The organism is Muriicola marianensis, assembly GCF_014638095.1.
GTDB lineage: Bacteria > Bacteroidota > Bacteroidia > Flavobacteriales > Flavobacteriaceae > Muriicola > Muriicola marianensis.
In genome coordinates this window covers 323,790-336,972 of record NZ_BMFH01000002.1, presented here as the reverse complement: position 1 = coordinate 336,972, position 13,183 = coordinate 323,790, and the positions used below count along the sequence as shown (strand labels likewise).

Annotated in this window: 11 protein-coding genes; 9 read left to right on the top strand and 2 right to left on the bottom strand. The window is 49.3% G+C overall.

Annotated features, from left to right (window positions below):
* From IEV19_RS12450 to IEV19_RS12435, 4 genes are all read left to right on the top strand, one after another.
* Positions 1-1,422 (top strand): CCA tRNA nucleotidyltransferase, encoded by a 1,422-nt coding sequence (locus IEV19_RS12450; RefSeq protein ID WP_188371062.1) that lies wholly within the window; start codon positions 1-3, stop codon positions 1,420-1,422.
* Between the two features lie 103 nt (positions 1,423-1,525).
* Positions 1,526-2,566 (top strand): COX15/CtaA family protein, encoded by a 1,041-nt coding sequence (locus IEV19_RS12445; protein ID WP_188371061.1) that lies wholly within the window; start codon positions 1,526-1,528, stop codon positions 2,564-2,566.
* A gap of 21 nt (positions 2,567-2,587) precedes the next feature.
* Positions 2,588-3,082: an IS1096 element passenger TnpR family protein gene (locus IEV19_RS12440; protein ID WP_188371060.1), complete on the top strand. Its 495-nt coding sequence runs from the start codon at positions 2,588-2,590 to the stop codon at positions 3,080-3,082.
* 60 nt (positions 3,083-3,142) lie between these two features.
* Positions 3,143-4,201 carry a nucleoid-associated protein gene (locus IEV19_RS12435; RefSeq protein ID WP_188371059.1) on the top strand — a complete coding sequence of 353 codons (1,059 nt, stop codon included), beginning with the start codon at positions 3,143-3,145 and terminating at the stop codon, positions 4,199-4,201.
* A 28-nt stretch (positions 4,202-4,229) separates the two neighbouring features.
* Here IEV19_RS12435 and IEV19_RS12430 read toward each other — a convergent pair whose 3' ends face one another.
* Positions 4,230-5,315, bottom strand: a complete 1,086-nt coding sequence (locus IEV19_RS12430; protein ID WP_188371058.1) for a hypothetical protein — start codon at positions 5,313-5,315, stop codon at positions 4,230-4,232.
* Positions 5,316-5,400: 85 nt separating this feature from the next.
* Between IEV19_RS12430 and IEV19_RS12425 the strand changes: the two genes are divergently transcribed.
* The 5 genes from IEV19_RS12425 to IEV19_RS12405 all read left to right on the top strand — a co-directional run bounded on the left by IEV19_RS12425 (position 5,401) and on the right by IEV19_RS12405 (position 12,654).
* A complete protein-coding gene (locus IEV19_RS12425; RefSeq protein ID WP_188371057.1) occupies positions 5,401-6,303 on the top strand; it encodes an ABC transporter ATP-binding protein in 903 nt (300 codons plus the stop codon).
* 15 nt (positions 6,304-6,318) lie between these two features.
* Entirely contained in the window at positions 6,319-7,152 is an 834-nt protein-coding gene (locus IEV19_RS12420) for an ABC transporter permease (protein ID WP_188371056.1), read from the top strand.
* A gap of 134 nt (positions 7,153-7,286) precedes the next feature.
* Positions 7,287-9,071 (top strand): T9SS type B sorting domain-containing protein, encoded by a 1,785-nt coding sequence (locus tag IEV19_RS12415; protein WP_188371055.1) that lies wholly within the window; start codon positions 7,287-7,289, stop codon positions 9,069-9,071.
* A 59-nt stretch (positions 9,072-9,130) separates the two neighbouring features.
* Positions 9,131-11,119, top strand: a complete 1,989-nt coding sequence (gene uvrB, locus IEV19_RS12410; protein ID WP_188371054.1) for an excinuclease ABC subunit UvrB — start codon at positions 9,131-9,133, stop codon at positions 11,117-11,119.
* A 14-nt stretch (positions 11,120-11,133) separates the two neighbouring features.
* Positions 11,134-12,654 (top strand): M20/M25/M40 family metallo-hydrolase, encoded by a 1,521-nt coding sequence (locus tag IEV19_RS12405; protein WP_188371053.1) that lies wholly within the window; start codon positions 11,134-11,136, stop codon positions 12,652-12,654.
* A 94-nt stretch (positions 12,655-12,748) separates the two neighbouring features.
* On the opposite strand, the gene IEV19_RS12400 is transcribed toward IEV19_RS12405, so the two are convergent.
* Positions 12,749-13,177, bottom strand: coding sequence for an Hsp20/alpha crystallin family protein (locus IEV19_RS12400; protein ID WP_188371052.1), 429 nt, complete (start codon positions 13,175-13,177; stop codon positions 12,749-12,751).
* Between the last annotated feature and the right edge of the window lie 6 nt (positions 13,178-13,183).

Sequence of the window (13,183 nt, the reverse complement as noted above, 5' to 3'; positions counted from 1 at the left end):
ATGAGGAAGACAAACTACAAAGAAGCTCTTGAAGGACCTGTGTTTCAAATAGTCGCCAGGGCTTCCAGGGAACTGTCGCTCGAGAGTTACGTGATCGGTGGGTTTGTCCGAGACCTGCTTCTGGGTCGACGCATCCCTAAAGATATAGACATCGTTTCGGTAGGTAGCGGGATTTCACTGGCGAAGAAAGTGGCTGACCTCTCCCCGGGAAAACCTGAGGTGACTGTGTTCAGGAACTTCGGCACCGCCATGCTGAAGGTAGGAGAAACTGAAGTTGAATTCGTCGGGGCCAGGAAAGAGAGCTACAACCGTGACAGCAGGAATCCGGTGGTGGAAGACGGTACCCTCGAGGACGACCAGAACAGACGGGATTTTACGATCAATGCTCTTGCTCTATCCCTGAACGAGCATAATTTTGGGGACCTCCTCGATCCCTTCGGGGGCCTGGACGACCTGGACAAAAAGATACTCAGGACACCCCTTGAACCCGGGGTAACCTACTCTGACGATCCTCTCAGGATGCTCCGAGCTATTCGCTTTGCCACCCAACTGGGATTCAGGATAGAAAGCAACTCCCTTTCGGCGATCACCGAGAACAAATCGAGGATAAAAATTGTATCCACTGAGCGTATCGTGGACGAACTCAATAAGATACTGATGAGCGACACCCCATCCACGGGGTTTGCCCTGCTACATAAAACCGGTCTTTTGCCTTTGATCCTCCCCGAACTGGTAGCCTTACAGGGAATTGAAGAGGTAGAAGGGCAAAGGCATAAGGATAATTTCTGGCATACCCTGGAAGTGGTCGACAATATCGCTGCAAAGACAGACGATCTTTGGCTCCGATGGGCCGCTCTCTTGCACGATATCGGCAAGGCGCCAACTAAGCGCTACGACAAGAAGTTGGGTTGGACCTTTCACGCTCACGAATTCGTAGGTGCCAAAATGGTTTACAAGCTTTTCAAGAGAATGCGCCTGCCCCTGAATGAAAAGATGAAATTCGTGCAGAAGATGGTCCTGATGAGTTCCAGGCCCATCGTTTTATCCGAGGATTTTGTCACGGATTCCGCAGTTCGCCGGTTGATCTTCGATGCAGGCGACTATGTAGAAGACCTTATGACCCTGTGCGAGGCCGATATCACTACTAAAAATCCCAGAAAAAAGAAACGCTACCTCAACAATTTCAAAAAAGTAAGAGAGAAGATCGAGGAAGTAGAAGAAAGGGACCACATACGGAATTTTCAACCCCCTGTCAGCGGGGAGGAGATCATGGAGACTTTTGGGCTTTCTCCATCAAGGGAAGTCGGCCTGATAAAAGATGCGATCAAGGAAGCCATCCTCGACGGGGAGATCCCGAATGAATACGGAGCTGCCAGGGACTTTATGATGAAAAAGGCCAGGGAGCTGGGAATTGAGCCATAAGTCGGGTCGATGCGGCATCTTTACAATCTATTTTCTGACATGATTCCTGTCTTTTTAAGACCCAAAAGAGTGGTATTTTTGTGTTGTTTTTGAAGTAAGAACTATGCGTAGATTCTATCGCCCCCTGGCAAGGACTTCCCTCATCTTGGTTTACCTTGTCATCATTGCAGGGGCTGTGGTCAGGATGACCGGCAGCGGTATGGGCTGCCCTGACTGGCCCAAGTGTTTTGGTTATTATATCCCCCCTACCCAGGAAGCCGAGTTGCTCTGGCAACCTGACCGGACCTTCGAAAAAGGCCAGGTGATCATCAGGGAGGAATCCCTCTGGGTCGCCAAGTCGGACTTTACAACGGGGGAGGAATACGATTCCGCCAACTGGGAGCCCTATACAAAACACGATTACGCCGTCTTTAACGCCACCCATACATGGATAGAGTATATCAACCGACTCCTGGGAGCTTTAGCAGGATTGGCCACCTTATTTCTGGCACTGTCCTCTTTTGGATTTTGGAAAACAGACAAACGTATAACCTTGGTGAGTTGGCTTGTCGTATTCGGAATGCTTTTCCAGGCTTGGTTAGGGGCGACTGTGGTGTACTCCGTGCTGCTGCCTGTGCGCATCACTATTCATATGGTCATGGCCCTTGTCATTGTGGCCCTGCTAATTTACCTCCTGCAACAGACCCGCAGGAACGAAGACTCGAGGCTCTTCGACAAATCCATCCATAACCTGCTGTGGGTCGCCCTTGGACTTACCCTGGTGCAGATCGTGCTCGGAACCCAGGTAAGGCAATTTATCGATACGCAGATCGACCTGCTGGGAGCAAATGCCAAAGGCCTGTGGTTGTCTGAACCGGAAGTGCAATTCTATATTCACCGTTCCCTCTCCATAGCCGTGGTTCTGCTCAACGGATGGATCGCCTTTCAGATCTTTACAAAAAAACTGGGATATGGTATGATATACTGGGTTATGGGGCTCATAGGAATAGAGGTCCTGACCGGGATCGCCATGTATTATTTCGATTTTCCCTTCGGATCCCAGCCTCTCCACCTGGTGTTGGCGGCTCTTATGTTCGGCCTTCAATTTTATCTGGTACTGGAGACCCGAAAAAAGAAAATCAGCCCGGAAACTTCGTACCTTTGAACTTTGGAAATGAAATGAAGTATGGTTTATAAGATCAGGATCATCCTGGATGCGAAGGAAGATATCTTCAGGGATATCGAGATTGAGGCGGAAAGCACTATGGAAGATTTCCACAATGCCATCACCCAGGCTTTTGGTTTTATGGGAGATGAGATGGCTTCCTTCTATACCTGTGACGACAACTGGAATCAGCAGGAGGAGATTGCACTCTTCGATATGAGTGAAGGGAATGAGTCTGTCCGCCTGATGAACGAGACCTTCCTGGAAGATGTGCTCACAAGAGAACATCCCAAAATGATCTATGTATACGATTTTCTGAGTATGTGGACCTTCTTTGTAGAACTCGCCGACATTGTCGAGGAAACCGAAGGGCACCAATACCCCAATGTCCTTTTCAGTTTCGGGGAACTTCCTGACACCCCTCCGGAAAAGACCTTTGAGGCGGATCCGAATTTCGACTTCGACGAGACCTTCGACCGTTATGACGATCTGGATTTTGAAGAAAACTGGAACTGAGGTCTCTTTCAATTAACTCCTGAATTTTTACCGCAAACCCTTTAATTAAGCTACGCTTTTATGATCAACCTATTCAATGCCCAGATAGACGAGGTATCTCTCCACCGCATCGGCAATAAACACAGGAATGAAGGCCTCTTTCTCTCGGAATCGGCCCAGGAACTCAACGACGAATCCAGGGGGCTCCTCAAAGAATTCTTCCTGAAACCCTTCAGGGAGAAAGAGGAGAATTACTACACCCTGGACCATGAGGCCGATGTTGAATTCAATGAAGTCTATAAGGCAGCCAAGACGATTTTTATGAACCCTGCCGCACTTCAGGAACAGTCGAAACTGATTGCCCGTCACCTGTACGATCAATCAGGACATCCCCACATCAAGAATGGTGAGGTCTTTGTGGTCAGGCTCAGCAACATCGTCCTGGACAAGGAAAAGGTGGAAGCCCTTGGGATCTTTAAAAGCGAAATCAAGCAGGAATTCCTGCAGTTCGAAGAAAAGCCGGGCCTGTTGAAGATGAAACTAGAAGAGGGGATCAACCTCAACAAACTGGATAAAGGATGCCTGATCTTCAATGTCCTCCCGGAGGAGGGATACAAAGTCCTGTCGGTAGACAGCAACCGGTATGACGCCAAATACTGGCTCGAGAACTTCCTGGGGGTTGAAGTATTGCCGGATGAAAATTTCTATACCAAGAACTACCTCAAATTCTGCCAGAATTTTGCCAAGGATGTGGTCCTGCCGGCAGAGGACAAACAACAGGAAGTACTCTTTATGAACAGGGCGGTCAATCACTTTGCCAAGAATGACGACTTTGAGGAGACGCGTTTCCTCAACGAGGTCATGGACAATCCCGACCTCATCCCCGAATTCAAACACTACAAGGTGGAAAGGGGACCCAAATACAGCATTGAGGATGTATCTTCCTTCCCCATTGCCAACAAAGCGGTATCAGATACGCGTAAGAAGATCAAGAACGTCATCAACCTGGATACCAACGTGCAGATCCGGCTCGACTTCATCAATCCTGAATCTGCGGAACGCTTTGTTGAAAAGGGCTGGGACGAGGAAAAACAGATGTACTACTACCTGGTGTACTTTAACAAGGAAACCAAACACTGATACTTGCTTGGGCTGAAGTGGTCCTGATCTAACGGACCTTGATCTTTTTATCGAGGATCTGCCTCATGCTGACATTTTCGTAGTTCCTGCGGACGAAATCCAGGGTAAGGTTCAGGATCTGTCCCATATTGCGGCACTTTTTGAATTTGACATCCTTGGTAAAGGCAAAGATCTCCATCTTCAGCTGTTCCACGTTCTCCGGGCTGGATATCTTGTCAACCTTTGCCGAATTGATCAGCCTTTTGATCCGTTTGTTTGCGCTGATGATCCTTTTGGCGATGATAGACCTTTCCTCGACCTTGTATTGCTCCACTGAGTCATTGAGCAATCGCGACTGTACCAGAGACACCATCTTCTGGTTCTCCTTGAAGAACTGTGGCCGGTAGACCTTGAGCTTGCCTTCGTAGCACTGCTGGTCAAAGTCGATAGCCCGAATGCGAAAGACCACATGGTCAAAATCGTGGATGGGAATGATCACATAATTATAGGACCGCATGTCGCCCAGCAGCTGGATCATGCACCGTTCGTTGAATTTGACAAACTCCTTGGCCAGTTGTGATTTCTGTGTATCTGTACAGTTGGGCAGCATTTTTTTGATAAAGATGTCCCCTGGAATCCCTGAGATATGTTCTTCGATCAGCGTATCCTTGTAAACCAGGTAATTGAGGTTGTAGGGCGAAAGCATATGCTCGAGCTCCAGGCCGTAGATCCTTGAGGCATCTGCTTTTTTGACGTAGAAATAAATGAAGTTGTCATTGAGGATATTCCTGATCCTTATACGAAAGGGCTTGGAATTCCCAAAAGTGCAATAGTCGACGGCATCCACATTCAAATACTGAAATATCCTGTCGGTCCCGTCGGAATGTAATATGGAATAAACCTTTTTGAGGTTCAGGTCGATCTCATTGCGTTCGGCATCTGTGTAATAGGCCCGCACCCACAGGGTGTCATTTCCCTCGTCGTCGTAGACCACCACAGAACCCGCAAAGCGAAGGAGATCGTCATAAAGGATAGGGATCTCTGTTTTGCGATTGTACTGGTCCAGAAAGGTCTCGAGTTTCTTGCTTACAGGAAACGAGGGCTTCTTTTTGGACATGAGTCTTTGCTGGGTCATTTCAACTTATGTATTTACCACCAATTTGTAACAAAACGGGTATTATCTCGTCAAGTTACTATAAACTGCCTAAATAGCGTACTTTTTGGAAACGATTCTTACGGTCTCTAACCTGACCAAAAAATTCGGATACCTAACCGCCGTCAAAGACCTTTCCTTTTCCATCGAAAAGGGGAATGTATATGGCATTTTAGGGCCCAACGGCAGTGGCAAGTCCACTACCCTGGGGATCGTCCTGAATGTTGTTAACCGCACAAGCGGAAACTTCACCTGGTTTGATGGCCATACCAGTACGCATGAGGCGCTGAAAAAAGTGGGTGCGATAATTGAGAGGCCAAATTTCTACCCCTATATGTCTGCCCTGCAGAATCTGAAACTGGTCTCTAAGATCAAGGAAGTCCCTGAAGACAGAATTGAAGAAACCCTTCAACTCGTCGGGTTATGGGAAAGAAAGGACAGCAAATTTCGCACCTATTCTCTGGGGATGAAACAACGCCTCGCAATCGCTTCTGCCTTGTTGAATGACCCTGAGATCCTGATCCTGGATGAGCCCACCAACGGACTCGACCCGCAGGGGATCCACCAAATCCGACAGATCATCAAAAAGATCGCCTCCCAGGGTACGACCATCCTGCTGGCCTCCCACCTGCTGGATGAGGTGGAAAAAGTGTGCTCTCATGTGGTGATCCTGAGGAAAGGGGAAAAACTGTATTCGGGTCCCGTAGAGGACATGATGGCCAGTCATGGGTTCCTTGAATTGAAGTGCCGGGACACAAGCGCCCTGGTTGACATTCTCAGCGGTGATGAGCGTTTTGGGAAGATTGAAGAAAGCCTGGGGTTAGTTACCGTGGTCCTGCGCGAGAAAATGGACCCGGGTGAGCTCAACGAGCACCTATTCAAAAAAGGTATCGTCCTAACCCATCTGGTGATGCGAAGGGAAAGCCTGGAAGAGCAATTCCTTAACCTGACCAAAAGTCAGAGCAATTAATTCCGGATCACATTTATGAAACGACTCCTGCAAATAGAATTTATCAAGCTCTGGAACAACCGTTCGAGCCGGATCCTGATCATCTCCTATTTCGTCCTGCTGACCTCCATAGCCCTGGTCGCTGCCATCAAGTTTGATATAGGTCCGATACAGTTTCACCTGGCAGACCAGGGAATATTCAATTTTCCGTACATCTGGCATTTCAACACCTTTGTCACGGCCTTCTTCAAGCTGTTCCTGGCTATTGTGATCGTCTCCATGATGTCTAACGAATACAGCAACAAGACCATCAAACAAAACCTGATCGACGGTCTCTCCAAAAAGGAATTTGTGCTTTCGAAATTCCTGACCGTGATCTCCTTTGCTTTGATATCCACAGTCTTCGTTTTTGCGGTATCGATGATCCTGGGTTTGATCTATTCGGATTATGACGAACTTTCTATAATCTTCTCAGACCTGGAATTCCTCCTGGCCTATTTTGTGAAACTGGTGGGTTTCTTTTCCTTCTGTCTCTTTCTCGGGGTCCTGGTTAAAAGATCGGCCTTTGCCCTGGGTTTCCTTATCCTGTGGCAGGTTTTTGAAGGCTTTGTAAGGGGGATGATCCGCTGGAAATTGTTTGATTCAGAGACCACAGACACCGTGATGGGGTTCTTTCCTCTAAACTCCATGTTTAACCTCGTCAAAGAACCTTTCACCCGTCTAAATGCCGTACAATCCGTCGCCAACCAGATCGGGGAAAAGGTTTCCCTGAACTATCACGTTCATACCTACGAGATCCTCATCGTCCTCACCTGGACCTTTATTTTTATCTCTTCGTCCTACTGGATCCTGAAAAAGAGAGATTTGTAGTATATTGTAGCGTTTAGGGAAACGTGAAAAAAATTGCTACTCCGACCTGATCTGGTCTTATCATAATCCTCCTTGAGCAGGGAAAGCGAGATTTTAGACACCTCCCTTCTGTACCTTACGATAACACTGATATAATGTCACGGATCTGTGGCCGGAAAATGCAATATTCATGGAAAGGGTTTGTTATCACAAGCTTCTCAGTCCTGCTATTTGGTCTGAATGCATTTGGTCAGACCTGCCCTTCTCCTGTCCTTACGAGTCCGCTTAACGGAGCCGTAAACGTTCCTGTAGATGCCGATATTTCCTGGAATCAGGTGCCCAATGTCCCCGGCTATATAATTTCCCTGGGAACCACTCCCGGAGGTACAGATATACTCGACCAGAATTTTGTGGGCAGTGCCACTACTTACAATCCTCCGGTAGGCCTTCCGGAGAATACCACCATCTATGTGACCATCACCTTATTCGACTTCCAGAACGGGAACATCGAGATCCCCTGCGAAAGTGAATCATTTACCACAGCCTCCATTACTGAGGCACCGGCCTGTGCGCAGCTGAACATCCCCACCAACGGACAGACGGACGTCAACCCGGCCACCAACCTTAGATGGGGATATGTTCTCGGCGCTATAGGATATCGACTGACCATAGGCACGAGTCCGGGAGGAGGAGAGATCCTGCCCTCAACGGTTCTGGGGAATGTGCTGAGTTACGACCCACCCGCGGAATTCCCTCCTAACACGGTCATCTATGTGCGCCTTACCGCTTACAACCTAATTGGGGATGCAACCTCTTGCACGGATTTTAGTTTTACAACCAGTGAACTGGCAGCCTTGCCGGGATGTACCTCCCTGATCTCACCATTGGACGGGGCGACCAACGTGCCGGTCACCCCCATCCTGGAATGGACACCCGTCCCCGGTGCCACGGGCTACAGGATCACAGTGGGCAATTCCCCTTTTACAGCGGAGGTGCTCGACAATGTAGCATTCCCTCCTGTGACACAGACAGGCATCCTGGAACTGGAGGCCAACAGGACCTTTTTTATCACAATCGTGCCTTTCAACGATGCTGGGGAAGCCATAGGATGTCAACAGGAATCCTTTACCACCCTGCAGGGTTGTGGGCCCTTTTTTGATCCCATGACAGGGGACCTGATCACCCTTAATCCCGTGATCGATATACCCGATACCATTTCGACCTGTGCCAGTGAATTTCCCCTGGTGTACATCTCACCGGATGTAGCTGACGGCTTTCGATGGTTCCGCATTGATGTAAATGGGAACGAAGCCCTGATATCGGATACACAAACTGTTTCTTTTCCCGGACCGGGTTCCTACCGGTACGAAGCCTATACCCTCATCCCTCAAAGCGGAAACCTGGAATGCCCGACCTCCAGGATCATTACAGTAGTGAGTTCGGAGATTCCGGAGATCACCTCAGTCAATATAACAGAACAGGCCAACGGGATACGCATTGTCGTGAACGCTGCAGGTAGCGGCGACTATGAATACGCCATTGATAACAGCAACGGACCCTACCAGGACAGCAATGTCTTTACCAATATTGCCTATGGTACACATACCTTGTATGTTAGAGATAAAAATGGCTGCGGGATTGCAGAGGAACAGATTGTACAGGACCTCACCCTGGAGGGCTTTCCCAAATTCTTTTCCCCAAACGGAGATGGCATCAATGATTACTGGCAGTACATCCCGCCTGAATTTGCAGGCGATATCACTCTTGTCAGTATAGAGATCTTTAACCGCTATGGACAATTCTTGGTCCGCATCGATCCCTCCTCCCGCGGCTGGGACGGGACCATCAATGGGATGGACCTTCCTGCATCGGATTACTGGTACAGGGCCAGGTCGAGCACCGACCGGGAAATGACAGGGCATTTCGCCCTCAAACGCTGACCCCTGATTTTCTGACAGGACGGAAGTTGTAAACCCGTCGACTTTCGTAATTTTAAACCATGAAATTTAAGGTAGTATCAGAATTCAAACCTACCGGGGATCAGCCCGAAGCGATCGCGCAGCTGGTTACCGGAATAGAGGAAGGAGAACAATATCAGACCCTCCTTGGAGTAACAGGATCGGGTAAGACCTTCACGGTGGCCAACGTGATCGAAAAAGTACAACGTCCGACCCTGGTACTGGCCCATAACAAGACCCTGGCGGCACAGCTCTATTCCGAGTTCAAGATGTTCTTTCCGAATAACGCGGTGGAGTATTTTGTTTCCTACTACGATTATTACCAACCTGAAGCGTATATCCCCTCAAGTGGACTCTATATCGAAAAGGACCTGTCCATCAATGAAGACATTGAGAAACTGAGGCTGAGCACCACCTCCTCCCTGCTGTCGGGAAGGCGGGATATACTGGTAGTGGCTTCGGTGTCTTGTTTGTACGGAATCGGAAATCCCATTGAATTCCAGAAGAACGTCATTACCATCAGGAAAGAGCAGGTGATCTCGAGGACCAAATTCCTCCATCAATTGGTTCAAAGCCTCTATTCCCGTACCACAGCCGATTTCAAGAACGGGAATTTCAGGGTGAAAGGGGACGTGGTGGACGTCTTTCCCAGTTACGCGGACCATGCCTTCAGGATCCATTTCTTCGGGGATGAGATTGAAGAGATCGAAGCCTTCGACCCATACAACAACACCCTGATCGAGATTTACGAAACACTGAATATTTACCCGGCGAACATGTTTGTCACCTCCCCGGACATTCTCCAGAATGCTATTCACCAGATCCAGGACGACCTGGTTAAGCAGGTGGATTATTTTAAGGAGATCGGTAAGCCTCTGGAGGCCAAGCGACTGGAGGAACGGACCAATTTCGACCTGGAAATGATCAGGGAACTCGGATATTGCTCTGGGATCGAGAATTACTCGAGGTACCTGGACGGACGGGAACCCGGGACAAGGCCCTTCTGCCTGTTGGATTATTTCCCTGAAGATTACCTTATGATCGTGGACGAAAGTCACGTGACCATCCCACAGGTGCACGCCATGTACGGGGGAGACCGCTCCCGGAAGGAGAACCTGGTGGATTACGGTTTCCGGCTGCCCGCCGCCATGGACAACCGTCCCCTGAAATTTGAGGAATTTGAAGCCCTGCAGGGTCAGACCATCTTTGTCAGCGCCACCCCAGCCGACTATGAATTGCAGCACAGCCAGGGGGTCTATGTGGAACAGGTCATCAGGCCAACAGGACTACTCGATCCCGAGATCGAAGTACGTCCTACCAAGAACCAGATAGACGACCTGGTGGAAGAGATACAGGTCCGGGTTGAAAGGGACGAGCGAACCCTGGTGACCACCCTTACCAAACGCATGGCTGAGGAACTGGCAAAATACCTCACCCGGATCAATGTGCGCTGCCGATACATCCACAGCGATGTGGACACCCTGGAACGGGTGGAGATCATGCAGGACCTCAGGAAAGGGCTCTTCGATGTCCTCATAGGGGTGAACCTGTTGAGGGAAGGCCTCGATTTACCCGAGGTATCCCTTGTGGCCATTGTGGATGCCGATAAGGAGGGCTTTCTGCGCAGTAACCGGTCCCTGACCCAAACGGTGGGTCGGGCCGCGCGACATTTGAATGGAAAGGCGATCATGTATGCGGACAAGATCACGGAAAGCATGCAAAAGACCATTGACGAGACCCGCTACAGGCGTGAAAAACAGACCCAGTACAACCTGGAGAACAATATCACCCCCACCTCCCTGAACAAAAGCCTGGACAATGCCCTGGCAAAGAATTCGGTCTCGACCTACCACTACATCAAAGAAGAGCGCAAAGCAGCAGAACCGGATCCGGAATACCTGACCGCAGATCAGAGGGAAAAGATGATCCGTTCCAAACGCAAGGCCATGGAAAAGGCAGCCAAGGAGCTCGACTTCATGCTGGCAGCCAAATTGAGGGATGAGATCAAAGTGCTGCAAAGCCAGGAGTAGTTAAATTAGCCGGTATGAAGCAATTTGTCTATCTCTTCCTGTTTTTCTCCCTTGCCGTTCAAACTATTACAGGTCAGCGGCTTAGCGAGCGCATGATCAAATCTGCGGCTACCGAGGCATATCCAGGTGGATTGAAGGATTTGATGAATTTCTTGAAGATCCCTAACATCGGGAGTGAGCCAGACCAGGTTGGCCGAAACCTGAACTGGTGCGAGAATAAATTCACCTCCCTGGGATTCAGGACAGAGGTCATCGAGACCTCTTCGGCCCCCTTACTATTTGCCGAGAAAAGGGTATCCCCGAAAAAGAAGACCGTATTGTTCTACCTGCAGATCGACGGCCAGCCCGTGGATGCGTCGGAATGGGAACAGGACGATCCTTTCATACCGGTGATCAAGGAGAAAGGTAGTGACGGGCATTGGAAGACCGTGGATTGGGATGGTAAAGGAATTCCCAACCCTGAATGGCGCTTGTTCGGTCGGTCTGCTTCCGATTCCAAAGGTCCGGCCATGGCTTTTATCACGGCTGTACAGTACTTTCATGAGCACCGCCACCAACCCGAATTCAACATTAAGGTCGTGATGGACTTCCAGGAAGAGCTGGGCTCTCCTTCCCTCCCGCAGGCCGTAACCGATAACAGGGACCTTTTTGATGCCGATATGGTCCTGATCATGGATGGCACACGCCATATATCCAACTGGCCCACCCTCTGCTACGGGGCTAGGGGGATCGCCACAGCCAGGATCCGGGTTTTCGGACCTTCTACTTCCCTGCACAGCGGGCAATACGGGAATTACGCCCCCAATCCTGTATTCGAGGCTGCCCGACTTATCTCCAGTATGAAGGATGAAGAAGGAAGGGTGTTGATCCGGGGATTTTACGATGGGATCTCCCTGTCTGAAAAAGACAAAAAGGCTCTGGGATTCCTGCCCGAAAATGAGGACAGCCTGAGACTCCGGCTCGGAATTCACAAAAGGGACGCCATAGGTGATAATTACCAGGAATCTATGCAGTACCCCTCCCTGAATGTCCGTGGCTTGCAGTCCGGATGGGTAGGAAAAGAAGTGCGGACGATCATCCCCGATGTGGTGGATGTAGAGATAGACATGCGACTGGTTCCCGAAACACCGGGAGAACGCATGATACAGCTCCTGAGAGATCATATGGAAAGGGAAGGGTACTACATGGTAGATGACACACCCTCCCCAGAGGAAAGAGCACAGTATTCGAAACTGGCCAGCCTGGACTATCGCCTGGGTTCCCTGCCCTTCAGGACAGAAATGGATTCAGAGACAGGACATTACCTTAACAAAGCCCTATCACGGGTGTTCGGGGAGAAGGTGGTCAATATGAGAACCACCGGAGGCTCACAGCCCATAGCCCCGTTTATTAAGACCCTGGATATTCCGGCCGTTTCGGTGCGCATCCCTAATCCGGACAACAATATCCACGCTCCGAATGAAAATCTCCGGCTGGGGAATTTTCTGGAGGGGATTATCACCTGTCTGGCCATCCTCAACGAACCTTTAAAATAAAAGGTACCCCGAAAACGGGGTACCTCTCAACTAACCAAACAAACCAACCATTATGAAAACCCGCAGAACGGGTCAAGCATAATTTCTTAAATACTTACTTGCCGATCTCGATCATCCTCTTTGGCTTAGGTAAAGCCTCTTCTTTTTTGGGAAGATCCAGATGCAGGATGCCTTCTTTATAAGATGCTTTGATCTTATCGCTGTTCACTGTTTCTGGCAGCGTAAAGGACCTTCTGAAGGAAGAGTAAGAAAATTCTCTTCTGGTATAATTATCCTCTTTCTTTTCATCTTCAGTCTTGCTTTCCATGGAGATGGTAAGCACATCGTTATCTACTTCTACGTTGAAATCATTTTTGTTCCTTCCAGGGATGGCAAGTTCCAGATGGAAGCCCAAGTCATCTTCCTTGATATTTACGGCAGGCAGTGTGGATACATAGTTCTCGCTTCCGCCGAACCAATCAGGCTTGAAGAATTCATTCATCAAGGTTGGGAACATACCGGTGTTTCGTGTTATGATACTCATGACTTA

What these genes read in the sequence shown, in the direction of transcription:
- IEV19_RS12450 (WP_188371062.1), top strand. Translation starts at nt 1, where the DNA reads ATGAGGAAGACAAACTACAAAGAAGCTCTTGAAGGACCTGTGTTTCAA.
- IEV19_RS12445 (WP_188371061.1), top strand. Translation starts at nt 1,526, where the DNA reads ATGCGTAGATTCTATCGCCCCCTGGCAAGGACTTCCCTCATCTTGGTT.
- IEV19_RS12440 (WP_188371060.1), top strand. Translation starts at nt 2,588, where the DNA reads ATGGTTTATAAGATCAGGATCATCCTGGATGCGAAGGAAGATATCTTC.
- IEV19_RS12435 (WP_188371059.1), top strand. Translation starts at nt 3,143, where the DNA reads ATGATCAACCTATTCAATGCCCAGATAGACGAGGTATCTCTCCACCGC.
- IEV19_RS12430 (WP_188371058.1), bottom strand. Translation starts at nt 5,315, where the DNA reads ATGACCCAGCAAAGACTCATGTCCAAAAAGAAGCCCTCGTTTCCTGTA.
- IEV19_RS12420 (WP_188371056.1), top strand. Translation starts at nt 6,319, where the DNA reads ATGAAACGACTCCTGCAAATAGAATTTATCAAGCTCTGGAACAACCGT.
- IEV19_RS12415 (WP_188371055.1), top strand. Translation starts at nt 7,287, where the DNA reads ATGTCACGGATCTGTGGCCGGAAAATGCAATATTCATGGAAAGGGTTT.
- uvrB (WP_188371054.1), top strand. Translation starts at nt 9,131, where the DNA reads ATGAAATTTAAGGTAGTATCAGAATTCAAACCTACCGGGGATCAGCCC.
- IEV19_RS12405 (WP_188371053.1), top strand. Translation starts at nt 11,134, where the DNA reads ATGAAGCAATTTGTCTATCTCTTCCTGTTTTTCTCCCTTGCCGTTCAA.
- IEV19_RS12400 (WP_188371052.1), bottom strand. Translation starts at nt 13,177, where the DNA reads ATGAGTATCATAACACGAAACACCGGTATGTTCCCAACCTTGATGAAT.